The following is a 22,678-nucleotide window of genomic DNA, read 5'->3' as shown; positions in this document are numbered from 1 at the left end:
TCACCGGTTCACGCGACACAGAACTCGTTGCCCTCCGGATCGGTCATCGTGATCCACTCGTTCGGTCCCTGCCGGCCCCGGTGCAGGACGGTCGCGCCCGCCTCGGCGAGCCGTCCGGCCAGCGCCTCGCGGTCCTCCCCCGCCCGGATGTCGAAGTGCAGCCGGTTCTTCACCGTCTTGCCCTCGGGCACCAGTTGGAACAGCACGCGCGGACGCGCGGGCACCTCGGGATCGGAGATCGCGGCGCCCGCCTTCCAGACGAGGACACCCTCGAAGATCTCGGTGTCCTCCTCCCGGGCGTGCCCGGCCGCGACCAGCCCGCGGATGAAGTCCTCGTTGCTCGGCTCGACCCGCCAGCCCAGCGCCGCCGCCCACCATTTCGCCAGCGTGTGCGGGCTGCTCGAATCGACCGTCACCTGGAATCCGTAACCCATGCGGTGACGGTACGTCGGCCCTCCGACATGTCAGGGCTGCACGAGGATCCGGATCGGATTCCCGACGTGGTCGCGCAGCTTCGCGATGCCCTCGGCGATGTTCTCGAGCGGGACGACCTCGCTGACGGAGCGGGAGATGTCCAGGCGCCCGCGGGAGACGAGTGCCGCGAGCGTCTCGATGTCGACGTTCTGGTACCCGAGGTGTCCCATGACGTGCTTGCGCGAGAGGCCGAACGTGGCGGTGGGGCCCAGGCATGCCTCCTGCCCGCTCAGCCCGACCACCACCACGCGGCCACCCGTCATGACGCACTGCAGGGCCTGGTCGAAGGTGACCTTCAGACCTGCAGAGTCGAAGGCCACGTCGAGCATCTTCCCACCCGTCGCCTCGGCGACCTTCCGGACCAGGTCCGGGTCGCGGGAATCGAACACGTGGTCGGCGCCGAGTTCGAGGGCTCGCTCCCGCACCGCGGGGTTGATGTCGAAGGCGAGGATCGGCACGGCACCGACCAGCCGGGCGAGCTGCACGATGTGGGTGCCCACCCCGCCGACTCCCCACACGCCGACGGCCTCGCCCACCGCCACCTGCCCGGTGCGCACGACCGCACCGAACGGGGTCGACACCGCGTCGGCGAGAATCGCCGCCTGCTCGAGCGGGACGTTGTCGGGCACGCGGGTGAGACCGCCGGCCTGGGCGACGGTGTACTCGGCCCACGCCCCGTCGTACGCGAACGCCATCAGCTGAATGTTCGGGCAGTTGGTCAGGTCGCCCCGCCGGCAGAAGCGGCACTGCAGGCACGGTCGCCCCGCCGCGGGAACGACGCGGTCCCCGACCGCCCAACCCGTCACCCCGTCCCCGAGGGCGGCGATGATTCCGGCGGCCTCGTGCCCCTGGGTGACCACGGGCAGCAAGGCCGGGAAGGTCCCGTCCAGCAGGCTCAGATCCGAATGGCAGATCCCGCAGAACGCCACCTTGACGAGTACCTCGCCGGGGCCCGGCGACGGAATCGGAACATCTTCCAGCACATTGGTTCCGGTGTCGGCGTGAAAGCGCGCGGCGCGCATCGTCCCGGTCATGGTCCCCTCATCCTGTTGTGCGGCGGCAACCAGGGGCGACCCTACTCCCGCCGCATGCGCGAGTGCGCACGTTCGTGCCGCGGATCTCCGAGACGGGTTGCATCCTCCGACAGTGAGTGAGAGCGTCGAGGACGAACCGATATCGACTTCGAGAGGGTGATTCGCACCAATGCAGACGGCCGTCATCGACGACTACCCCACCCGGAACCGCACGAAGTGCGTGAGTGTGTCCCGGCCGGATCCGGTGGTGTGGGGATCGGCCGCGGGTCCGTTGGACGCCTCGGCCGTCGCCGAGTACGACCGGCGCGGGTTCCACACCGTGGACGCGCTCCTGCCGGCGCACGACGTCGGAAATCTGCTCGACGAGACAGCGCGTCTGGGCCGGGACCTGGCCGACGACGAGCGGGTCGTGCGGGAGGCGGGAAGCGGGGACGTGCGCTCCGTGTTCGACGTGCACCGCCTCTCCGACACCGTCGCCGAAATCATCCGGCGACCGGAGATCGCCGGTATCGCCCGCCAGCTCCTCGGCTCGGAGGTCTACATCCACCAGTCGAGGCTGAACGTCAAGCCGGGATTCCGTGGCGGTCCGTTCTACTGGCACTCCGACTTCGAGACCTGGCACGCCGAGGACGGGATGCCGCGTCCGCGGGCGCTGAGCATCTCGGTCGCGCTGACCGAGAACTACGGCTACAACGGCGGTTTGATGATCATGCCCGGTTCGCACCGGACCTTCGTCTCGTGCGCCGGCACCACGCCCGACGACTACTACCAGCAGTCGCTGGTCACGCACGTCCCGCCCACGGGTTCGCCCGACGAGGACACGCTGACCTCGATGGCCGCCGAGCACGGCATCGCCACGTTCACCGGTTCGGCCGGTTCGGCGACGGTGTTCGACTCGAACTGCATGCACGGCTCGAACGGCAACATCACCCCGTTCCCCCGGTCGAACCTGTTCGTGGTGTTCAACAGCGTCGAGAACACGCTCGGCGAGGCGTTCTCGGCGCCGAAGCCGCGACCGGACTACCTCGGCAGCCGCGACTTCACCCCGCTGCGCTGACCCGAACGGATGCGGGGTGCGCCCGGGACAGGCCTGGCGCACCCCGCATCGCGGGACTCATACGCGGACGGTGTCGGCCACGTCGATCGGCAGCGTGCGGGCACGCGGTGTGCGCAGCAACCGGGTGAGCGTGAACCGGCCCTGCTCCGGATCGTACGGGCGGTAGGCCAGATACACGAGCACGTGGAACACCCAGTGCGCCCGCAGAATCCGGCGAAGCACCGGATTCATCCGGCCGTGCAGTTCGAACGTGGCGGTTCCGGAGCGGATGTACTTGGTGTACTCCCGCGGCGGCGTCAGCGCACGCCGTGGGGAGATGTCGACGAGCAATTCGGAGAGCTGGGCGATCTCGATGTCGGCCTCACGCAGGCACAAGGCCAGGTCGAGGTCTTCGTGGATCCCGGCATCCGTGCTGACCGCGTCGCGGACGCGCTGCCACGCCGACCGGCGCACGGCCATGTTGGCACCGTGCAGATTGTCGATTCGGCGCTCACCACCGAAGAAGCCCTTGCGCACGCGCTGCTCGATATACCGGCGCTTGAGTTCCCGGTACGGCGAGTCGTAGGAGTTGTTGAGTCCACTGACGGCTCCGACGCTCTCGACGTCTGCACGCGGGAAGAAGTCGAGGATCGTGCGGGCCCATCCGGGGCGGACCCGCGTGTCGGCGTCGATCCTGCCGAGAAGATCTCCTGTCGCCGAGTCGAATCCGGCGTTTCGAGCGAATGCGACACCGGGACGGGACTCGGAGATCCGGCGGACGATCGGAGACCGCTCGGCGATCGCGTCGACGATCTCGCCCGTCCGGTCCGTCGAGTTGTTGTCCACCACCACGATTTCGTGGATGTCCGCCTCCTGCTCCAGCAGGGCCGCCAGGCACGGACCGATGTACTGCTCCTCGTTGTACGCCGGCACGACCACCGACAGCGTGTACTGATGCATGCCTCCGACGCTACCTCGACCGTCCGCGCGCCGCGGAGCGCCGAAGGCAGGGACCGTGGTCTCGGAGCGCCGAAGGCAGGGACCGTGAACTCGGAGCGCCGAAGGCAGGGACCGTGGCGGGACACCCCGGCACGGTTCCCCGCTCCGGCCTCAGGAGCGACGGCGGCGCACGGCGTCGGCCAACCGGTCGAGCTGGGCAGACGTGGTCGCCCAGTCGAGGCACGCATCGGTGATGGACTTGCCGTAGTCGAGCTCGTCCGCCCGGCCGAGCGTCAGGTCCTGCCGGCCTGCCTCGAGGAAGCTCTCCAGCATGACGCCGGCGATGCCCCGCTCGCCGGCCTCGAGGCGCTCGGCGATGTCGGTGACGACGTCGACCTGCTTCTCGTGGTTCTTGCTGCTGTTGCCGTGGCTGGCGTCGATCACGACGCGCTCGGGCAGACCGGCCTTGCGCAGGCGGGCCATCGTGTCCGCGACGGTCTCGGCATCGTAGTTCGGGCCCGCGGAGCCGCCACGCAGGATGACGTGGCAGTCCGGATTGCCGACCGTCTCGATGAGGGCGGCCTGCCCGTCGAGGTCGGTGCCGGGGAACACGTGGCTCGCGGCGGCGGCTCGGGTACCGTCGACGGCCACCTGCACGTCGCCCTCGGTGGAGTTCTTGATGCCCACCGGCATGGACAGGGCGCTGCACAGCTGCCGGTGCACCTGGCTGGCCGCGGTGCGGGCACCGATCGCGCCGTAGGTGACCAGGTCCGCGTAGTACTGCGGCAGGATCGGATCGAGGAACTCGCACCCGACGGGCAGACCGAGGCCGGAGACGTCGAGCAGCAGCTTGCGGCCGATGCGCAGTCCGGTGTTGATGTCGTAGGTGCCGTCGAGGTGCGGGTCGTTGAGCAGGCCCTTCCACCCGAGGGTGGTGCGCGGCTTCTCGAAGTACACCCGCATCACCACGTGCAGGTCGTCACGCAGCTCTTCGGCCTTCGCGGCGAGACGTCGCGCGTAGTCCATCGCGGCGGCGGGGTCGTGCACCGAGCACGGCCCGACCACGACGAGCAGCCGGTCGTCGGTGCCGTCGAGGATCGCCACGGTGTCGGCGCGGCCCGAGCGCACGGTCGCGGCGGCGACCTCGTCGGGGGCGTGCTCGCCGCGGACGACGGCCGGAGCGACGAGCGGGCTGATCCGCACGGTCCGCTGTTCGTCGAGATTCGCGGTGGAGATGGAGGTGCTGATGGTCATCGGGGTTCGGTTCCTGTTCCCGGGCCGACCCTGGCTGAACCTTCGGTGATTCCAGCGAGCCGGTCCGTGTCCGGCTCGTAGGTGGAAGAGGTCAGCGCGCGGTTACGCCGACCGACCCACCCCGGGCCGGCCTGCTAAACCAGAAATATGCGCGCTGCATGCGGACCACCGTAACAGGCCGCCCTCCCCCGCGCCACGGCACCCCCGTGCGCGGTTTCGGTAGCGGGGCCTACCAGAAACGCGCACGGCGATGGGGTCGGGTTCGCAGGCTGCCCCGGATTCCACGCATGACTTACTGTGCGACAACGTCTTTCACCGCATTTCCGGCGCACGCCGAACGGGTCCGGCGGCCGACCGCGGAACGCGGCCGGAATCCGGACGGGGGACGGCACCACGACAATGCTCGACCGTCGGGCCGCTTCGGGGTGTGGAAACCCGCGAACCGGGGCACCCTTGGAGAGTCTGTCCCGCGAAGCGACGAGCACGGAGGTGCCATGCCAGACCTGGACGGCGGAACTGCCGCCCCATCCCTGGGCGTCAACCCGCCCAGAGCGAGTTCACCCGACGAGCACGCCCGGGGGACAGGACCGGAACACACCGCCGACGGCCACCTGGTCGAGGCCCAGTCCGAGGACTTCTCCCACGCCAGAAATCTCGCGGTGGATCCGGACTGGTTCAAGACCGCGGTGTTCTACGAGGTCCTGGTGCGCGCGTTCAACGACTCGAACCACGACGGGACGGGTGATCTGCGCGGGCTGACCGAGAAGCTCGACTACATCGCGTGGCTGGGCGCCGACTGCATCTGGCTGCCCCCGTTCTACGACTCCCCGCTGCGCGACGGCGGGTACGATATCCGGGACTTCCGGGCGGTGCTGCCGGAGTTCGGCACGGTCGACGACTTCGTCCTGTTCCTCGACGAGGCGCACAAGCGCGGCATCCGGGTCATCACCGATCTGGTCATGAACCACACGTCGGACACGCACGCGTGGTTCCAGGAGTCGCGGACGGACCCGGAGGGCCCGTACGGCGACTTCTACGTGTGGTCCGACACCGACGAGCGTTACCAGGATGCGCGCATCATCTTCGTCGACACCGAGTCGTCGAACTGGACGTGGGATCCGGTACGCAAGCAGTACTACTGGCACCGTTTCTTCTCGCATCAGCCGGACCTGAACTACGACAATCCTGAGGTGCAGGACGCGATGATCGACGTCCTGCGGTTCTGGCTCGATCTGGGAATCGACGGGTTCCGGCTCGATGCGGTGCCCTATCTGTTCGAGCGCGAAGGCACCAACTGCGAGAACCTGCCCGAGACGCACGCGTTCCTGAAGAAGTGCCGTGCGGTGATCGACGCGGAGTACCCGGGCCGCGTGCTGCTCGCCGAGGCGAACCAGTGGCCCAGCGACGTGGTGGAGTACTTCGGCGAACCGGAGGTCGGCGACGAGTGCCACATGGCTTTCCACTTCCCGCTCATGCCGCGCATCTTCATGGCGGTCCGTCGCCAGAACCGGTTCCCGATCTCCGAGATCCTCGCCCAGACACCGCCGATTCCGAGCAGTGCGCAGTGGGGCATCTTCCTGCGCAACCACGACGAGCTGACCCTCGAGATGGTCACGGACGAAGAGCGTGACTACATGTACGCCGAGTACGTGACCGACCCCCGGATGCGGGCGAACATCGGCATCCGCCGCCGGCTGGCGCCACTGCTCGAGAACGACCGCAACCAGCTCGAACTGTTCACGGCTCTGCTGTTGAGCCTGCCCGGCTCACCGGTGCTCTACTACGGCGACGAGATCGGGATGGGCGACAACATCTGGCTCGGTGACCGCGACGCGGTGCGCACGCCGATGCAGTGGACCCCGGACCGCAACGCGGGCTTCTCGCGGGCGGATCCGGCCCGGTTGTACCTGCCGACGATCATGGACCCGACCTACGGCTACCAGTCCGTGAACGTCGAGCGGCAGATGAACTCGACGAACACCCTGCTGCACTGGACGCGGCGGATGATCCAGGTCCGCAAGCAGCATCCGGCGTTCGGCAAGGCCGCGTTCACCGAACTCGGCAGCGCCAACCCGGCCGTCCTGTCGTACCTGCGGGAGATGCCGCTCGGACCGGACCGCAACTACAGCGACGTCATCCTGTGCGTGAACAATCTGTCCCGGTATCCGCAGGCCGTCATCCTGGACCTGTCGCGCTTCGCGGGGTGGATTCCGGTGGAGCTCACCGGTTCCGTCCCGTTCCCACCGATCACGGAGGAGGGGTACATGGTCACCCTGCCCGGTCACGGCTTCTACTGGTTTGCGCTACAGCCGGATCCGACGAAGGAAGGCGTCGGCGAACATCCGGTGAGCAGCGAGGCCGAGGCGGCGGTTCAGCCATGACGGACCCACAGCTGCAGCACTACTCCGACGCGGAGCTCGAGACCCTGCTGGCCGAGTGGCTCCCCCACCAGCGCTGGTTCGCCGCCAAGGGCCGGACCGTCGCCGCGGTCCGGATCATGCTGCGAGAACACCTCACCGACACGCCCGCGTTCGGGGCGGACCACCTGCTGGTGACCGTCGAGTTCGAATCCGGCGACGAGCAGCTCTACCAGGTGCCGCTCGGCTACCGCACGCACCTGCCCGACGAGCTGGCGCACTGGGCGCTGCCGCGGCCCGACGGCAGCGGCGACGACCGCACCCACGCCTACGACGGTCTGCGCGACCAGGAGATCATCGACCTGTACGCGCACTCGATCGCCACCGGACAGGTGTACGGCCCGGTCGAGCTGCACACCGTGCCCGGCACGGTCATCGAGGAGGGACTGCGGGGACGGGCGCTCAGCGCCGAGCAGTCCAACACTTCCGTCGTGCTCGGCGAGCAGCTGCTGCTCAAGCTGTTCCGCCGGATCACTCCGGGGGTCAACCCCGATGTGGAACTGCATCTCGCCCTCGGGGAGGCAGGCTGCCGGTCGGTGGCCCCGGTGCGGGCGTGGATCGACGCCGAGATCGGCGGGGTGCGCACGACCCTGGCGATGGTGCAGGACTTCGCGGCCAACTCCGCCGACGGCTGGTCGATGGCACTGGGCAGTGTGCGGGACCTGCTGCTCGAGGCGGACCTGCGGGCGGACGAGGTGGGCACGGATTTCGCCGGTGAATCGCAGCGGATGGGCGCGGCGGTGGCCGAGGTGCACGCGCTGCTGGCGCAGTCCCTCGGGACGTCGCAGCGGGACGTGGGCGACATCGTCGACGGGATGCTGCGCCGCCTGGAGGCCGCCGGCGCCGTCGTACCCGAACTGGCGGAGGTCGCCCCGGCGGTGCGGGCGCGGTTCGCGGAGGCTGCGGCCACCGGCACGACGACGGTCCAGCGGGTCCACGGCGACCTGCACCTCGGGCAGGTGCTCCGCACCCCGGAACACTGGCTGCTCATCGATTTCGAGGGCGAGCCCGCCAAGTCTCTCGACGAACGCCGGGAACCGGACAGCGCCCTGCGCGATGTCGCAGGGATGCTCCGCTCGTTCGACTACGCGGCCCACCACTCCCTGCACGATGCGGCGTCCGAGGCCGCTGCCGCGCAACGCGAGTTCCGGGCGCAGGAGTGGGCACAGCGCAACTCCGCGGCGTTCTGTGACGGTTACGCGAGCGAGTCCGGCGTGGATCCGCGCGAGTTCGCCGCGCTGCTGCGCGCGTACGAGCTGGACAAGGCCGTGTACGAGGTCGTGTACGAGGCTCGTCATCGTCCTCAGTGGATCCGTCTGCCCCTGAACGCGATTCGCCGGATGACCCAGGCCGACTGACGCGGCCCGGAAGCGTGCGGGCGGTGACCGGAATCCGGTCACCGCCCGCACGTCGCGCGCCCGTGTCTAGCCCACCGAGAGCTCGAGCTCGTCGTCGCCCACATCGACGCGGACTTGACCGCCCTCGACGAGCACGTCGTCGAGCAGCAGATCGGCGATGCGGTCGTCCACCGCGCGCTGGATGGACCGGCGCAGCGGCCGCGCTCCGAACTCGGGCTGGTGCCCGTGCTCGGCGATCCAGTCGACGGCGGCCTCGGTGAACTCGACCTCGATGCCCTTGGCCTGCAGACGCTTACGGCTGTCGTTCAGCAGCAGATCGGTGATCCGGTGCAGCTGCTCGGTGTCGAGCTTGCGGAAGATCACGATCTCGTCGATGCGGTTGAGGAACTCGGGCCGCATCGACTCACGCAGCCGGCCCATCACCCGGTCCCGCAGCGGCTTCTCGGCCGCCTCGGCATCCCCGGTGCTGAAGCCCAGCGCCCCGCCTCGGCTCGAGATGATGTCCGAGCCGAGGTTGCTGGTCATGATCACCACCGTGTTGGTGAAGTCGACCGTGCGTCCCTGACCGTCGGTGAGCCGGCCGTCGTCGAGCACCTGCAGCAGGGTGTTGAACACATCCGGGTGCGCCTTCTCGATCTCGTCGAGCAGCACCACCGAGTACGGGTTGCGCCGCACCTGCTCGGTGAGCTGGCCGGCCTCGCCGTAGCCGACGTAGCCGGGGGGCGCTCCGACGAGACGGCTGACGGTGTGCCGCTCGCCGAACTCGCTCATGTCCACCCGCAGCATCTTGCGCTCGTCGCCGAACAGCACCTCCGCCAGCGCCTTCGCCAGTTCGGTCTTCCCGACGCCGGTAGGTCCGAGGAACAGGAAGCTGCCGACCGGCCGGTGCGGGTCGCTCATGCCGGCGCGGCTGCGCCGCACGGCCCGGGCGACGGCCCGGACGGCCTCGTCCTGCCCGACGACCCGCCGGTGCAGTTCGTCCTCGAGGCCGCGCAGCCGCTCCTTCTCGGCCTGGGTCATCCGCGTCGCGGGGATGCCGGTGGCGCGGGAGACGACCTCGGCGATCAGTTCGGCGGTCACCTCGGGCGCCTCGGCATCGGCGGGCGCCCCGGCGTCGAGACGGGCCTGCACTTCGGTGATCTGGTCGCGTAGTCGCGAGGCCTGCTCGTAGCGTTCCTCCGCGACGGCACGGTCCTTCTCGGCCTCGAGCCGGGACAGCTGCTCGCGCAGCGCCGTCTCGTCGACGCGCGGGCTGCGCAGCCGCAGCCGGGCACCGGCCTGGTCGATCAGGTCGATCGCCTTGTCCGGCAGGTGCCGGTCCGGCAGGTACCGCACCGACAGGTCGACGGCGGCGTCGAGCGCGTCGTCGGTGTACCGCACGCCGTGGTGTTCGGCGTAGCGGTCCCGGAGACCGCGCAGAATCGCGACCGCGTCGTCGTGGCCGGGTTCACCGACGGTGACAGGCTGGAAGCGCCGCTCGAGCGCCGGATCCTTCTCGATGTGCTTGCGGTACTCGTCGAGCGTGGTGGCACCGACGATGTGCAGTTCCCCGCGGGCGAGCTTGGGCTTGAGGATGTTTCCGGCGTCCATCGCGCCTTCGTTGCCGCCACCGGCACCGACGACGGTGTGGATCTCGTCGACGAAGACGATCAGCTCGTCCGAGTGCGCGGTGATCTCGTCGAGCACCTTGGTCAGGCGCTCCTCGAAGTCGCCGCGGTACCGGGTTCCGGCGACCATGCCGGTCAGGTCGAGCTGCACGATCCGCTTGCCGCGCAGGCTGTCCGGGACGTCGCCGTCGACGACGCGCTGGGCCAGGCCCTCGACGATCGCGGTCTTGCCGACCCCGGCCTCGCCGACCAGAACCGGGTTGTTCTTGGTGCGGCGGGAGAGGATCTCCACGGTCTGCTCGATTTCGTCGGCACGGCCGATGACGGGGTCGATGCCACCGCCACGGGCCCGCTCGGTCAGGTCGACACCGAACTTGTCCAGCGTGGGGGTGGCGGACTGCTCCTGCGCCGCCTCGGTCGCCGCACCGGGCTGCAGCGCGGCCTGGAGCGACTGCGCCGTGATCCCGGCCGAGACGAGCAGGCCCCCGACCCCGTGCTCCTGGTCGGCGGCGAGAGCCACGAACAGGTGCTGCGGTTCGATGTAGGTCGCGCCGAGGGCGCGGGTGAGCTGGTGCGCCTCGAGCAGCACCGTCTTGATCGCCCCGGTGAGGGCGGGAGCAGTGACTGCGCTGCGGCTCTGTTCCTGCGGGAGGCGCTGTTCCACCGCGGCCAGGACCTCGGTGGGGTCGGCTCCGGCGCGGGTCATGACGGACCGGACCGGGTCCTGCTCCGCCATCACGTGCAGGACGTGGAGGGCGTCGAGGTCCGTGTCACCGCGTTCGGCGGCGAATCGGGCCGCAGCGGCCATGAGTTCCTGGGTGCCACGGCTCAGGTAGCGGGTGATGTCGATACGCCCAGGGCCACCAGGCCCGAAGAATGCCGGCATTCCGAAGCCTTTCTCTCGGACTTGAGTCTTTCTCACTCAACTAACGTGGCGGGCCGTCTGTCAATTCCAACCGGGAAGTGATGTGCGTCACGGCAGGGTCCCGCCAATTTCAATTGTGCACAACATAGCGGTGCGCTACTTTATTTCTCGTGTCCGATGATCTCGCGCTCGACCGGCAGGTCTGCTTCGCGCTCTACTCCGCCTCCCGGGCCACCACGGCCGCCTACCGCGGCATGCTCGACCGGCTCGGGGTCACCTATCCGCAGTACCTCGTCATGCTGGCGCTGTGGGAACGCGACAGTCGCGGGGTGCGCGAGCTGTGCGACGCCCTCCACCTCGACACCGGCACCCTCTCGCCGCTCCTCAAGCGGCTCGAGGCCGCCGGTCTCGTCGAACGCCGCCGGCAGAGCACGGACGAGCGCCGCGTGCGCATCCATCTCACCGACGCCGGGAGCGCGCTGCGCTCACAGGCGGAGGACATTCCGGCGCAGCTGGCCTGCGCCATCGGTCTCGACCCCGGCGAACTCGCCGGCCTGCGCGACACACTCCACCGCCTGACCGCCGCCCTGCACGGCATCACCGACGACACACCCCACCGGGACAACTAGACCCGCCCCACCGACAGGAGAAACACATGCACGTGCTCTACACAGCCGAAGCCCTCGCCACCGGGGAGGGCCGCAACGGCCGCGCCCGCACCTCCGACGGCAAGGTCGACGTGAACCTGTCGGTCCCCACCGAGATGGGTGGCGACGGCAAGGGCACCAACCCCGAGCAGCTCTTCGCCGCCGGGTACGCGGCCTGCTTCCACTCGGCGCTGCAGCTCGTTGCCCGGCAGGACGAGGCCGACGTCGCCGACTCGGCGGTCGGAGCACGCGTGGGCATCGGCCGCACCGACGGCGGCGGCTTCGGCCTGAAGGTCACCCTCGAGGTGTCCCTCCCCCACGTGCCGCGCGCACAGGCCCTCGAACTGACCGAGAAGGCCCATCAGGTGTGCCCGTACTCGAACGCCACCCGCGGCAACGTCGAGGTCGAGCTCGAGGTCACCGAGGACTGACACGAGCGCGGCCCGCCGGCGGGCGCGCGTAGCGTGGAGTGCGTGTGCAGGCAGGACGGGCCGCGGCTCGCGCAGTTCACCGCGGGACTCGGATTCACCCTCGACGACTTCCAGGTCCGCGCCTGCCGCGCCCTCGACGAGGATCGGGACGTGCTCGTGTGCGCCCCCACCGGAGCCGGCAAGACGGTCGTCGGCGAGTTCGCCGTCCACCTCGCGCTCGCCGCGGGCGGCAAGTGCTTCTACACCACCCCGATCAAGGCCCTGAGCAACCAGAAGTACGCCGATCTGGTCGCGCGGCTCGGGGACGAGCAGGTGGGGCTGCTCACGGGCGACGTCTCCATCGACCCGCACGCGCCCGTCGTGGTCATGACCACCGAGGTGCTGCGCAGCATGCTGCACGGCCGCTCGCCCCTGCTCGACGGGCTCACCCACGTCGTGATGGACGAGGTGCACTACCTCGCCGACCGCGAACGCGGGGCGGTGTGGGAGGAGGCCATCCTCTACCTCCCCACCCCCGTGCGGCTGGTGAGCCTGTCGGCGACGGTCAGCAACGCCGAGGAGTTCGGCGCGTGGCTGGGCCTCGTCCGCGGGGCGACCACCGTCGTCGTCGAGGAGACCCGACCGGTACCGCTGCACCAGCACGTGCTCGCCGGCGGGCGGCTGTTCGACCTGTTCTCCCCCACCACCGGGGCGGTCGACGAGAATCTCGTGCGGTACGTCGCGCATCGCCAGCTCGTCGACGCCGCCCCCGCGGTGTCGTCCCGACGGCGGCGTCGCCGCTCGGCCACGCCCGGACCGGCCGGCGTCGACCGGCCCGAGCTCGTGGCGCGGCTCGAAGCCGAATCGCTGCTGCCGGCGATCTGGTTCCGCTTCAGCCGCAGCGGCTGCGACGAGGCCGTCGCCGAATGCCTGCGTTCGTCGCTGCGGCTCACCGAGGCCGCCGACGTCACCCGCATCCGCCGCATCGTCGACCGGCACACGGCCGGGGTCTCCCCCGCCGACCTCGATGCGCTCGGATTCGCCGACTGGCTCGACGGACTCGAACGCGGCTTCGCCGCCCACCACGCGGGCATGGTGCCGGTCTTCCGGCACGCCGTGGAGGAACTGTTCGGCCTCGGCCTCGTCCGGATCGTCTTCGCCACGGAGACCCTCGCCGTGGGCGTCAACATGCCCGCCCGGACCGTCGTGCTCGAACGCCTCGTCAAGCACACTGCCGCCGGACCGGTCCGGCTCACCGCCGGCGAGTACACCCAGTTGACGGGACGGGCCGGCCGTCGCGGCGTCGACCGGGAGGGACACGCGGTCGTGCTGTGGAGCCCGGAGGTGCAGCCGGCCACCGTCGCGGGACTCGCCTCCACCCGCACCTATCCGCTGAACAGCTCCCTGCGGGTGGGCTACAACACCGCCGTCAACCTCGTCGACAGGCTCGGTGTCGCCGGAGCCCGGGACCTTCTCGGGCGGTCCTTCGCCCAGTTCCAGGCGGAGCATTCGGTGGCCGCGCTCGCCTCCGCCGCGACGACGAACGCCGCGACGCTGCGTCTGCTCGACGACGAACTCGGGGACGCCGAGGGTTTCGCCGAGTACCAGCAGTTGCGGGAGCGGTTGGCCGTCGCGCGCACCACCGGGACCACCGACGCGGTGACCGCGCTTGCGCGGGCCGTGCGTTCGCACCCCGGTCACCGGTACCCCGATCGGGAACGCCTGATCGCCGTCGCCGAGCGCCGGCGCGCACTGGCCGCCGCCACCGATGTGCTGCGCGGACAGGTCGCCGCCGCCACCGGGCGGCTGGTGGGCACGTTCGACCGGGTCCTCGGACTGCTCGACGAACGCGGATACCTGCTGTCCGATCCGTATTCCGGCGAGGCGGTGGTCACCGACCAAGGCCGAGTTCTGGGCCGGATCTATTGCGGCAGCGACCTTCTCGTTGCCGAGTGCCTGCGGACCGGCGTGTGGGCGGGCCTCGATCCGGCGGAGCTGGCCGCCGTCGTGTCGAGCGTGCTCGGCGAATCGCGCCGTCCGGCTCCCGGCGGCGGCGCCCTCACGGCCGGCGTCGACGCCGCCTACCGTGCGACGGTCCGGCTGTGGCGGGAGGTGTCGGACGCCGAGTGCCGGCACGGCCTGCCCGCGGGTCCCGAACCGGACCCGGTGGCGATGCGGGCGATCCACCGGTGGGCCCGGGGCGACGGGGTGTCCGCGGCCCTGCGCGAGGCCGCGGAGTCGGATCTGTCGGCCGGCGATCTCGTCCGCCGCTATCTGCGCACCCTGGACCTGCTCGGGCAGATCGGCAGGGGCGGGCACCCAGTCGAGCCGGCCGGCTTCACCGCGGCCGGGTACCCACAGCGCTCTCCAGTTCGCTGAGTGCGCCCTCGAGGAGTTCGACCAGCCGGTCGAGGGCGGGCACGGCATGACGGTCGCCGACCACCCCGAGATCGAGCCGGCCGTCGTTCCCCGTGAGGGTGATGCTCAGCGCCTGTCCGTTCAGCACCGCAGGCACGGGGTAGAGGCCGGTCAGCCGTGCACCGTTCCAGTAGCGGGTGCGCGAAGGCCCGGGGAGGTAGGAGATCAGCACGTTGAACGGCGGCGGGATCTCGTCGACGAACCGTCGCACCGGCTCGAGCGCGAGCGGGCTGAGCGACAGCGCGCTGAGCATCAGGAACTGGGTGCCGCTGAGCGCGGTGACCACGCGGTCGGTGTGGACGAGCGAGCCGGCGATCCGGGCGAGCCGCACCGCGGGATCGGGTTCGTCGGTGGCCAGGCCTATCACCATCGCTCCGACGCCGGGTTCACGACCGCCGGGACCGACCGCGGCCCCACCGAGGTTCATCGGCACCGGAAGCATCGCGGTCAGCGGTGACTCCGGCAGCGCGTACCGCTCGGACAGGTAGGCGCGCAAGCCCCCGGCGCACATCGTGAGCGCGACGGCGTCGATCGTGGTGCCGGCCGCCGTCGCGACCGCGTGGAGCCGCTCGATCGGCCAGGAACGCGCTGCGAAGGTCCGGCCCCGACCCACCGCGACGTTGAAGATCGTGGGCGGTGTCTGCCAGGGCAGCGCCACCTGGTGCCGGCGCACACCGTCCGTGACCAGCCTGCCGATCTGCGGGGTCATCGCGAACACTTCCGCGCCCGCTCGCAGTCCGGCGCGCAGCCACGACGTGGGCAGTGCCGACAGCCGAGCCCGGGGCGCGACCACCTCTGGACTCCACGGCGCGGGACAGTCGCGGGCCTCGGGGTCGGTGGACATGCTCCGGTGCAGCAGGCGCAGGCCGGCCGGACCGTCGGCGAGGGAGAGGTGGATCTTCGCGTACATCGCGGTGCGCCCGTCGTGGAGTCCCTCGATGACGTACACCTCCCACATCGGGCGGAGCGGGTCGAGCGGGGATCCGTGGATCCGGGAGACGAGGGCCAGCAGGTCGGTCATCGAACCCGAGCCGGGAACGGCGGTGTGGCGCAAGTGGAATCCCAGGTCGACTTTCGCGGGGCGCGACCACATCGGGTAGCCGGCTCCGCGCAGGGTCCGGACCGGGCGCCGCCGCAGCGGCTCCGCCACCTCGTCGTGGCTGAGCAGGATCTCGTACATGCGGCGGGCATGATCGTCCCCGGCGTCCGGCGGGGGTTCGAACAATACGAGAGCCCCGAGGTGCAGCGGACGTGACGAAGTTTCGAGCAGTACGAACAGCGCCTCGGGAAGGCTCATCACCTGCATTCCCCCATCGTGGCGCCGAAACGTCCCGCGCGTGCGGTAACCCGGCCATCTCCGCGCGGACATGCACGTACCGCGCCGGATGTCGTGCCGTCTCCGCGTCGCCCCGGACTACCCCTCGTCAATCCCGGACGACGCGGAGACCTCGAGGCCCGGGACTCCTCGCTGCCGGATCCCGGACTGCGACGACCATACCAACAAACCGGTCGAACGGTATTTGCTTTGCGCAACTCCGTCCGATATTCCCGGGTGGGTTTCGACTCGGGAGCGCGCGGCTATAGCCCTTGCACGCGCACCGCCCCATCCCCGCGCGGCCGGCGGCACGCGAACCGTCGAGCAACAGGCAAGGAGCGCGGATCATGACCATCCAATCCGGAGGCGGAGGCGGCGGAGGCACGATGGCGAGGCCGAACTCGTCCGGCCTCGCCGACGTCATCGACACCATCCTCGACAAGGGCCTCGTCATCGACGCATTCGTCCGCGTCTCGCTCGTGGGCATCGAGATCATCACGATCGACGCCCGGGTGGTGGTGGCGAGCGTGGACACCTACCTGCGTTTCGCCGAGGCGGTCAACAGGCTCGAGATCTCCACCACCGAGCCGAAAGGCCTGACGGACATCGTCGGCGGCCCGGCCGGCAAACTCACGGAGAAGGCCGCCGCGCACAAGACGAGAGGTGCCCTGGACTCCGCGGGCGAACGGGTCCGTGGTCTGCTCGCCGGGGATCAGGACGAACGCGAACCGGCGCCCCGCCGATCCCGGGACCGGTGACGTCCGTCGCCGGTCGGTGGCACGAGGAGACGGCGGAAGCCCGTATTCCGGTCATCGCCACCCGGTTCCCCGGCGGCCCGAGGCGGGGCTAGTCTCCTCCGGGTGAGAACACCCGCCGGCGCATATGCGCCGTCCCTGCTGCTGCGGCGGCTGGCGACGCGGGCGACGCTGACCCCGGTGCGGGTCGTGGCGCTGAGCTTCGCCGCAGCGATCGCCGTCGGCACGGCCGCGCTTCTCACGCCCGCGGCGCGCCAGCCCGACGCCGCGGCCTCCGTCGTCGACGCCCTGTTCACCGCGACCTCGGCGATGTGCCTGACGGGCCTGGTCGTCGTCGACACACCCACCCACTGGTCCGGTTTCGGCCAGGGCGTCATCCTCGCCCTGATCCAGGCCGGCGGGTTCGGGATCATGACCATGGCCTCGCTCGTGGGCCTGCTGCTCGCCAACCGGATCGGTCTCAAGGCCCGGCTGAACACCGCCGCCGAGGTGCGTGCGTCCGGACTCGGCGACGTCCGCTCGGTCGTTGTCGGCGTGGTGCGGATGAGCGTGCTCATCGAAGCGGTCACCGCGGTGGCGCTGGCAGCGCGGTTCGCGCTCGGCTACGAGGAACCACCCCTGCGTGCGGTGTGGCTGGGGGTGTTCCACTCCGTCTCGGCGTTCAACAACGCCGGCTTCGCGCTCTACAGCGACAACATCATCGGCTTCGCCGACGATCCCTGGATCTGTGTGCCGCTCATGGTCGCGGTCGTCCTGGGCGGCATCGGGTTCCCGGTCCTGTTCGAAGTGACCCGGCACCTGCGCGGCCGCAGCCACCGCTGGAGCCTGCACACCCGGCTGACCCTGACCGTCACCGCGGTCCTGCTGGTGGTGGGACCCGTGCTGGTGCTGGTGCTCGAATGGACCCGCACCCTGCAGCACTACGACTTCGGCCAGAAGGTGCTCGTCGCCGCGTTCCAGGGCGTCATGCCCCGCACCGCGGGGTTCAACAGCGTCGACTACGGCCAGATGGACCCCGCCACCCTCCTGGTGACGGACGTGCTGATGTTCATCGGAGGCGGCAGCGGCGGCACCGCCGGTGGCATCAAGGTGACCACCTTCGTGCTGCTGTTGTTCGTCATCGCGGCCGAGGTCCGCGGTGAACGGTCGGTGACCGTGTTCGACCGGCGCATCGACACCCGGGTGCAGCGTCAGGCGCTGTCGGTGGCCCTGATCGGTGTCGCCCTGGTGATGGTGCCGACCATCGCCCTGTTGGCGGGGACCTCGTTCGACCTCGACGTCCTGCTGTTCGAGGTCACCTCCGCGTTCGCCACGGTCGGGCTGTCGACCGGGATCACGGCGCAACTGCCGGTCTGGGGTCAGCTGATCCTGGTGCTCCTGATGTACCTGGGCCGCATCGGATCGATCACCCTCGTGAGCGCTCTCGCCGCCCGCGAACGCGGCCGGCGCTACGAACTCCCGGAAGAAAGGCCCTTCATTGGCTAGGAAACCTACCTCCGACGTGGTGGCCGTGCTCGGGCTCGGGCGGTTCGGCAAGTCGCTCGCGCTCGAGCTGATGAGCCAGGGCACCGAGGTCCTCGGCATCGATGCCAGCGACGCCGTGGTGCAGAAGGTCGCCCACCGCCTGACCCACGCCGTGGTCGCCGACACCACGGACGAGGAATCGCTGCGGCAACTGTCGGTGCACGAGTACGGCCGCGCCGTCGTGGGCATCGGTTCCGATCTCGAGGCCAGCCTGCTCACCGCCTCCGCCCTGATCAACCTGGGCGTGCACAACATCTGGGCCAAGGCCATCAGCAACGCGCACGCGAAGATCCTCACCCAGATCGGGGTGCACCACGTCGTCCGGCCCGAACACGACATGGGCAAGCGGGTCGCCCACCTGGTCCGCGGACGGATGATCGACTACATCGAGTTCGACGACGGCTTCGCGATGGTCAAGACCACCCCGCCCGCATTCGCGATCGGCCGGCGCCTCGGCGACACCGCCGTCCGCACCGACTTCGGTGTCACCGTCGTGGCGATCAAGCGCCCCGGCGAAGGCTTCACCTACGCCACCGCCGACACCGTGCTGGCCCCGGACGACACCATCATCGTCTCCGGCCAGGTCCGCAACACCGAGCGCTTCAGCGAACTGACCTGACGGCATCGGTACGACGTAGGCTGCTGACGATGTCTCCGACAGCGCACCAGGCGATCCCGGACTCCGGCCGGGCCGTGGCACCGAACGGCGCCGGCCGTGCCCGGTAGCACACTCCGGGCGCGATTCAGCCGTTCCGACAACTTGACCGAGCGACCCGATTTCGCACTGGTGGGTATCCTGCGGGTGCCGCAGTTGCAGACCAGTCCGGGCCGCGCGATCGTGCGCCGGATCGGATACGCCCTGATCGCCCTGGCGCTGGTGGTGCTCGTCGTCTACCTGGACCGCGACGGCTACTCCGACACCCAGGACAACGAGCTGTCGCTGCTGGACTGCATCTACTACGCGACGGTGTCGCTCTCGACCACCGGCTACGGCGACATCACTCCCCTCACACCCCAGGCCCGCCTGGTCAACGTCCTGGTCATCACCCCGCTGCGGATCTTCTTCCTGATCGTCCTGGTCGGCACCACCCTCTCCGCCCTGACCGAAAGCTCTCGCCAGACCTTCCGCATCCAACGCTGGAGACACCGGGTGCGCAGCCACACTGTGGTCGTCGGCTACGGCACCAAGGGCCGCACCGCAGTCGATGCCATGCTCGGCGACGGCGCCGCGCCCTCGGACATCGTCGTCGTGGACACCGACCCGGTGGTGCTCGACGCCGCCAACGGCCGGGGCCTGGTCACTGTGCAGGGCTCGGCGACCAAGTCCGATGTGCTGCGCCTGGCCGGGGTGCCGCACTGCGACTCGATCGTCGTCGCCGCCAACCGCGACGACGCCGCGGTGCTCGTCACCCTCACCGCTCGCGAACTCGCCCCCACCGCCAAGATCGTCGTGGCCATCCGCGAGTCGGAGAACACGCACCTGCTCCGTCAGTCCGGCGCCGACACCGTGGTCATCTCCTCCGAAACCGCGGGCCGGCTGCTCGGAGCCGCCACGCTCACCCCGAATGTCGTGGAGATGATCGAGGATCTGCTCACTCCGGAGGAAGGCTTCGCAATCGCCGAACGTGAAGTCGAAGCCGACGAGGTCGGCGGCTCACCGCGGCACCTGCCGGATATCGTCCTGGGCGTCGAACGCAACGGCCGCCTGCTGCGGGTCGGGTCCCCCGAGGTGGAGACGGTCGTAGCCGGCGACCGGCTGCTCTACATCCGGCGCGTCTCGGACTGACTCGCTGCCGCTATCCGGCCGGCGCGCACAGCTTCGCCGACAACTCCCAGAGTCCGCGGGCGACGGCCTCGTCGTGCGAGCGCGAATTGGACTCGACACGCTCGGGACTCCCCCGCATCTCGAACAGTCCGCCCGGCCCGTAGTACCCGCCGGGCTCGACGCCGGGCGCGGTGGCGGCATACAGCAGCGGTAGCGCGCCGGTCTGGGCAGACTGCCCCACCAGCCTGTTCGCCACGCCCAGGAACAGGTCCTGGATCGACTCGGTGTGCGACTGCAGGTTCGTCGACGAGTACCCCGGGTGGGCGGCCACCGCCACGACCGGGGACTGCCGCTCGGTAAGCCTGCGCTGCAACTCCTGGGTGAACAGCAGGTTGGCCAGTTTCGACTGCCCGTACGCCAGCCACCGGTCGTAGCGGCGGTACTCCCAGTTCAGGTCCTCGAGATCGATGCGACCGATCCGGTGCATGATGCTCGACATCGTCACCACCCGGTCGGTGACGCGTTCGAGGAGCAGGTCGGTGAGGGCGAAGTGGCCGAGATGGTTGGTTCCGATCTGCATCTCGAATCCATCGGCAGTACGACGCAGCGGCACCGCCATCACACCGGCGTTGTTGACCAGCACATCGACCTCGTCGACACCCGCGGCGAATTCACGCACCGATGCCAGGTCGGCCAGATCGAGGCGCCGGACCTGCGCGGCGGGCCCGATCTCCCGGGCGACGGCTTCGCCTGCTGCCACGTTCCGGCACGCCAGCACCACCCGCGCTCCCGCCGCCCCGAGGGCGCGGGCGGCCACCGCGCCCAGCCCGCTGTTCGCCCCGGTCACCACGAAGGTGCGGCCGTCCTGCTTCGGGATGTCGCGTGTGGTCCAAGCCGTCATGTCGGCCACCCTACGGTGAGCGGAGCATGCGGGGGAAGAAACCGCGCCCCGGAGCGGTGCCCCGGCCGGCGCCGTTCGCTACAGGTCGAACCGCACGCCCGTGAGCTGCTCCGACAGCTCCCACAGCCGTCGGGCCGTCTCCGGATCCGCGGCTTGCCGGCTGTAGGCGGCCACGGTCGGTGGCCCGTACAACTCGAAGAAGCGGTCCGGGCCGATGTAACCGCCGGTCACGTCCGGATCGGTGGCGGCCACCACCACGGATTCGGCGCCCTCGGCCGCGGTGCGTTCGAGCACCTTCTTCCCGAGGCGGAACAACTGGTCGAACCACGTCCCGGTGTGCGTGCCGACCTCGGTGGCCGCGTAGCCCGGGTGCGCGGCCACGGCCCGCAGCGGCGAGCCGGCGGCCGCCAGCCGCCGGCCGAGTTCGAGGCTGAACATCAGGTTCGCCAGCTTGGACTCCGCGTACGCCAGGGAACGGCTGTAGTGCCGCCGGCGCTCCCAGTTCAGGTCGTCGAGGTGGATGCGGCCGAACCGGTGACTCACGCTCGAGACCGTCACCACCCGATCGGTGAGCCGATCGAGCAGCAGTCCGGTCAGCGCGAAGTGCCCGAGGTGGTTGGTGCCCATCTGCATCTCGAAACCGTCCGCCGTGCGGCTCAGCGGCACGGCCATCACGCCCGCGTTGTTGACGAGCACGTCGACGGTCTCGATGCCCCCCGCGAACTCCCGCACCGACGCCAGGTCGGCGAGATCGAGCCGTCGCACCTGCGCGCGGGGACCGATCTCCGCCGCGACCGCCTCACCCCGGGCGACGTTCCGGCACGCGAGCACCACGTCGGCACCGGCGGCGCCGAGCGCCCGGGCGGTGGCCTCACCGAGGCCACTGTTCGCCCCGGTCACCACGAAGGTGCGGCCCTGCAGGGCGCCCGGTGCCGGCGGGGAGAACCGTTCAGGCACCGATGGAGGACTTCATCATGGGCAGCATCGCCCACAGCTGGTCCTGCCAGTAGCCCCACGTGTGGGTACCGGCGGCCGGGAAGTCGAAGTGGGCGGAGTTGATGCCCAACGTCGCCAACCGCACCTGGAACGCGCGGTTCTGTGCCAGGGCGAGCGCCTCGAGTCCCATCGCGTTGCCCGTGTTGAACACGCCGATCGCGGAGTTCGGCCGATCGTGCTGGCCGGGTAGGCCGCTGCCCGCGGAGATCCACATCGGCAGCCCCCGCATGCTGGGCGCGGCGACGAACGGATCGTTGCGCAGCCACGCCGAGTTCCACGGCGGGCCCCACATCGAGTCTGCGTTGTAACCCCCGGAGTCGAGCATCGCCAGGCGGATCGCCTCACGCATGCCCGGCGCGGACAGGTTCAGGTAGCCGGACATGGAGCCGGCGAACCGGAACTGGTCCCGGTGATAGGCCGCGAGGATCAGCGCCGCGTTGCCGCCCATCGACAGACCCACCACGGCGTTGCTGGACCGGTCGATGCCGTACGTGCCGGCAAGGAAGTCCGGCAGGTTCTCGGTGAGGAAGGACTCCCACTTGTAGGTGTAGCGCTGACCGTTGAGGTTGCTCGGCGCATACCAGTCCGTGTAGAAGCTGGACTGACCGCCCACCGGCATCACGACGTTGACGCCGTGGTCGGACAGCCACGCGGCGTTCGTCTCGTGCTCCCACCCGCTCACGTCGTTGGTGGCGCGCAGACCGTCGAGCAGGTACATGGCCTTGTTGCTGCCGTTGTTCGCCAGCCAGATGCGGACCTTGATCTGGCCGACACCGCCGGGCGCGGGCACCCAGTGCTCCCGCAGGCGGGAGTACGGGTCCGCCGACGCGGTTCCTGCGCCGGCGAAGGCCACGGCGAGCGGTAGCACCAGCGCCGCGATCAGGAATCGGACGAGGGTCCGAACCCCCCGAGGTCCGGCCTTGGTTCTGGAAGTATTAGTCACACCAGGCTCCATCAGCACAT

Annotated in this window: 19 protein-coding genes; 10 read left to right on the top strand and 9 right to left on the bottom strand. The window is 70.0% G+C overall.

The window, feature by feature from the left end; translation table 11 throughout:
• Positions 1 to 8: 8 nt before the first annotated feature.
• Positions 9 to 434, bottom strand: a complete 426-nt coding sequence (locus tag ACM26Y_RS05340; RefSeq protein ID WP_003936440.1) for a VOC family protein — start codon at positions 432 to 434, stop codon at positions 9 to 11.
• Positions 435 to 464: 30 nt separating this feature from the next.
• On the bottom strand, positions 465 to 1,508 hold the full coding sequence (locus tag ACM26Y_RS05335) for a zinc-binding dehydrogenase (protein WP_416062846.1): 1,044 nt from the start codon (positions 1,506 to 1,508) through the stop codon (positions 465 to 467).
• Positions 1,509 to 1,677: 169 nt separating this feature from the next.
• On the opposite strand from ACM26Y_RS05335, the gene thpD reads away from it, so the two are divergent.
• Positions 1,678 to 2,565, top strand: coding sequence for an ectoine hydroxylase (gene thpD / locus ACM26Y_RS05330; protein ID WP_416062845.1), 888 nt, complete (start codon positions 1,678 to 1,680; stop codon positions 2,563 to 2,565).
• Between the two features lie 57 nt (positions 2,566 to 2,622).
• Here the strand turns inward: thpD and ACM26Y_RS05325 are convergent, their stop codons facing one another.
• A complete protein-coding gene (locus tag ACM26Y_RS05325; RefSeq protein WP_416062844.1) occupies positions 2,623 to 3,504 on the bottom strand; it encodes a glycosyltransferase in 882 nt (293 codons plus the stop codon).
• Between the two features lie 150 nt (positions 3,505 to 3,654).
• The gene (locus ACM26Y_RS05320; RefSeq protein ID WP_371382891.1) at positions 3,655 to 4,737 is read right to left on the bottom strand and encodes a 3-deoxy-7-phosphoheptulonate synthase; all 1,083 of its coding nucleotides are present in this window, start codon (positions 4,735 to 4,737) and stop codon (positions 3,655 to 3,657) included.
• A gap of 659 nt (positions 4,738 to 5,396) precedes the next feature.
• Here ACM26Y_RS05320 and treS point away from each other — a divergent pair.
• Both treS and ACM26Y_RS05310 read left to right on the top strand, forming a co-directional pair.
• Positions 5,397 to 7,118, top strand: a complete 1,722-nt coding sequence (gene treS, locus ACM26Y_RS05315) for a maltose alpha-D-glucosyltransferase (RefSeq protein WP_003936445.1) — start codon at positions 5,397 to 5,399, stop codon at positions 7,116 to 7,118.
• Positions 7,115 to 8,512, top strand: a complete 1,398-nt coding sequence (locus ACM26Y_RS05310; protein ID WP_003936446.1) for a maltokinase N-terminal cap-like domain-containing protein — start codon at positions 7,115 to 7,117, stop codon at positions 8,510 to 8,512. Before treS ends, ACM26Y_RS05310 begins: the two co-directional genes overlap by 4 nt.
• 66 nt (positions 8,513 to 8,578) lie before the next feature.
• On the opposite strand, the gene ACM26Y_RS05305 is transcribed toward ACM26Y_RS05310, so the two are convergent.
• On the bottom strand, positions 8,579 to 11,005 hold the full coding sequence (locus ACM26Y_RS05305; protein ID WP_416062843.1) for an ATP-dependent Clp protease ATP-binding subunit: 2,427 nt from the start codon (positions 11,003 to 11,005) through the stop codon (positions 8,579 to 8,581).
• Between the two features lie 149 nt (positions 11,006 to 11,154).
• Here ACM26Y_RS05305 and ACM26Y_RS05300 point away from each other — a divergent pair, with 149 nt between their 5' ends.
• The 3 genes from ACM26Y_RS05300 to ACM26Y_RS05290 are packed head-to-tail and all read left to right on the top strand — an operon-like array spanning position 11,155 to position 14,420.
• Entirely contained in the window at positions 11,155 to 11,613 is a 459-nt protein-coding gene (locus ACM26Y_RS05300; RefSeq protein ID WP_416062842.1) for a MarR family winged helix-turn-helix transcriptional regulator, read from the top strand.
• A 26-nt stretch (positions 11,614 to 11,639) separates the two neighbouring features.
• A complete protein-coding gene (locus ACM26Y_RS05295; protein WP_003936449.1) occupies positions 11,640 to 12,062 on the top strand; it encodes an organic hydroperoxide resistance protein in 423 nt (140 codons plus the stop codon).
• A 42-nt stretch (positions 12,063 to 12,104) separates the two neighbouring features.
• On the top strand, positions 12,105 to 14,420 hold the full coding sequence (locus ACM26Y_RS05290; RefSeq protein ID WP_416062841.1) for a DEAD/DEAH box helicase: 2,316 nt from the start codon (positions 12,105 to 12,107) through the stop codon (positions 14,418 to 14,420).
• Here the strand turns inward: ACM26Y_RS05290 and ACM26Y_RS05285 are convergent.
• Positions 14,380 to 15,765: a wax ester/triacylglycerol synthase family O-acyltransferase gene (locus tag ACM26Y_RS05285; protein ID WP_416062840.1), complete on the bottom strand. Its 1,386-nt coding sequence runs from the start codon at positions 15,763 to 15,765 to the stop codon at positions 14,380 to 14,382. The two genes, ACM26Y_RS05290 and ACM26Y_RS05285, sit on opposite strands and share 41 nt — an antisense overlap.
• A 356-nt stretch (positions 15,766 to 16,121) precedes the next feature.
• Between ACM26Y_RS05285 and gvpJ the strand changes: the two genes are divergently transcribed.
• The 4 genes from gvpJ to ACM26Y_RS05265 all read left to right on the top strand — a co-directional run bounded on the left by gvpJ (position 16,122) and on the right by ACM26Y_RS05265 (position 19,839).
• Positions 16,122 to 16,532, top strand: coding sequence for a gas vesicle protein GvpJ (gvpJ, locus tag ACM26Y_RS05280; protein ID WP_416062839.1), 411 nt, complete (start codon positions 16,122 to 16,124; stop codon positions 16,530 to 16,532).
• Between the two features lie 102 nt (positions 16,533 to 16,634).
• Positions 16,635 to 18,014, top strand: a complete 1,380-nt coding sequence (locus tag ACM26Y_RS05275; RefSeq protein WP_416062838.1) for a TrkH family potassium uptake protein — start codon at positions 16,635 to 16,637, stop codon at positions 18,012 to 18,014.
• Complete coding sequence (locus ACM26Y_RS05270; RefSeq protein ID WP_416062837.1) at positions 18,007 to 18,672, top strand: potassium channel family protein; 666 nt, start codon at positions 18,007 to 18,009, stop codon at positions 18,670 to 18,672. The genes ACM26Y_RS05275 and ACM26Y_RS05270 overlap by 8 nt, the downstream gene beginning before the upstream one ends.
• A 96-nt stretch (positions 18,673 to 18,768) precedes the next feature.
• Positions 18,769 to 19,839, top strand: a complete 1,071-nt coding sequence (locus tag ACM26Y_RS05265; protein ID WP_289378146.1) for a potassium channel family protein — start codon at positions 18,769 to 18,771, stop codon at positions 19,837 to 19,839.
• 10 nt (positions 19,840 to 19,849) lie between these two features.
• Here ACM26Y_RS05265 and ACM26Y_RS05260 read toward each other — a convergent pair whose 3' ends face one another.
• From ACM26Y_RS05260 to ACM26Y_RS05250, 3 genes are all read right to left on the bottom strand, one after another.
• Positions 19,850 to 20,719, bottom strand: coding sequence for an oxidoreductase (locus ACM26Y_RS05260; protein WP_416062836.1), 870 nt, complete (start codon positions 20,717 to 20,719; stop codon positions 19,850 to 19,852).
• A 78-nt stretch (positions 20,720 to 20,797) separates the two neighbouring features.
• Complete coding sequence (locus tag ACM26Y_RS05255; protein WP_416062835.1) at positions 20,798 to 21,676, bottom strand: oxidoreductase; 879 nt, start codon at positions 21,674 to 21,676, stop codon at positions 20,798 to 20,800.
• Positions 21,669 to 22,670, bottom strand: a complete 1,002-nt coding sequence (locus ACM26Y_RS05250; RefSeq protein ID WP_289378143.1) for an alpha/beta hydrolase — start codon at positions 22,668 to 22,670, stop codon at positions 21,669 to 21,671. The genes ACM26Y_RS05255 and ACM26Y_RS05250 overlap by 8 nt, the downstream gene beginning before the upstream one ends.
• Positions 22,671 to 22,678: the final 8 nt, after the last annotated feature.

Source organism: Rhodococcus indonesiensis (genome assembly GCF_047782815.1).
GTDB lineage: Bacteria > Actinomycetota > Actinomycetes > Mycobacteriales > Mycobacteriaceae > Rhodococcus > Rhodococcus indonesiensis.
This window is presented reverse-complemented; position numbering and strand designations above follow the sequence as displayed.

Bases quoted from the DNA above. Each gene is read 5' to 3' on its own strand.
- ACM26Y_RS05310 (WP_003936446.1), top strand. From the start codon at position 7,115: ATGACGGACCCACAGCTGCAGCACTACTCCGACGCGGAGCTCGAGACC.
- ACM26Y_RS05250 (WP_289378143.1), bottom strand. From the start codon at position 22,670: ATGGAGCCTGGTGTGACTAATACTTCCAGAACCAAGGCCGGACCTCGG.
- thpD (WP_416062845.1), top strand. From the start codon at position 1,678: ATGCAGACGGCCGTCATCGACGACTACCCCACCCGGAACCGCACGAAG.
- ACM26Y_RS05335 (WP_416062846.1), bottom strand. From the start codon at position 1,508: ATGACCGGGACGATGCGCGCCGCGCGCTTTCACGCCGACACCGGAACC.
- ACM26Y_RS05305 (WP_416062843.1), bottom strand. From the start codon at position 11,005: ATGCCGGCATTCTTCGGGCCTGGTGGCCCTGGGCGTATCGACATCACC.
- ACM26Y_RS05340 (WP_003936440.1), bottom strand. From the start codon at position 434: ATGGGTTACGGATTCCAGGTGACGGTCGATTCGAGCAGCCCGCACACG.
- gvpJ (WP_416062839.1), top strand. From the start codon at position 16,122: ATGACCATCCAATCCGGAGGCGGAGGCGGCGGAGGCACGATGGCGAGG.
- ACM26Y_RS05295 (WP_003936449.1), top strand. From the start codon at position 11,640: ATGCACGTGCTCTACACAGCCGAAGCCCTCGCCACCGGGGAGGGCCGC.
- ACM26Y_RS05260 (WP_416062836.1), bottom strand. From the start codon at position 20,719: ATGACGGCTTGGACCACACGCGACATCCCGAAGCAGGACGGCCGCACC.
- ACM26Y_RS05320 (WP_371382891.1), bottom strand. From the start codon at position 4,737: ATGACCATCAGCACCTCCATCTCCACCGCGAATCTCGACGAACAGCGG.
- ACM26Y_RS05285 (WP_416062840.1), bottom strand. From the start codon at position 15,765: ATGCAGGTGATGAGCCTTCCCGAGGCGCTGTTCGTACTGCTCGAAACT.
- ACM26Y_RS05325 (WP_416062844.1), bottom strand. From the start codon at position 3,504: ATGCATCAGTACACGCTGTCGGTGGTCGTGCCGGCGTACAACGAGGAG.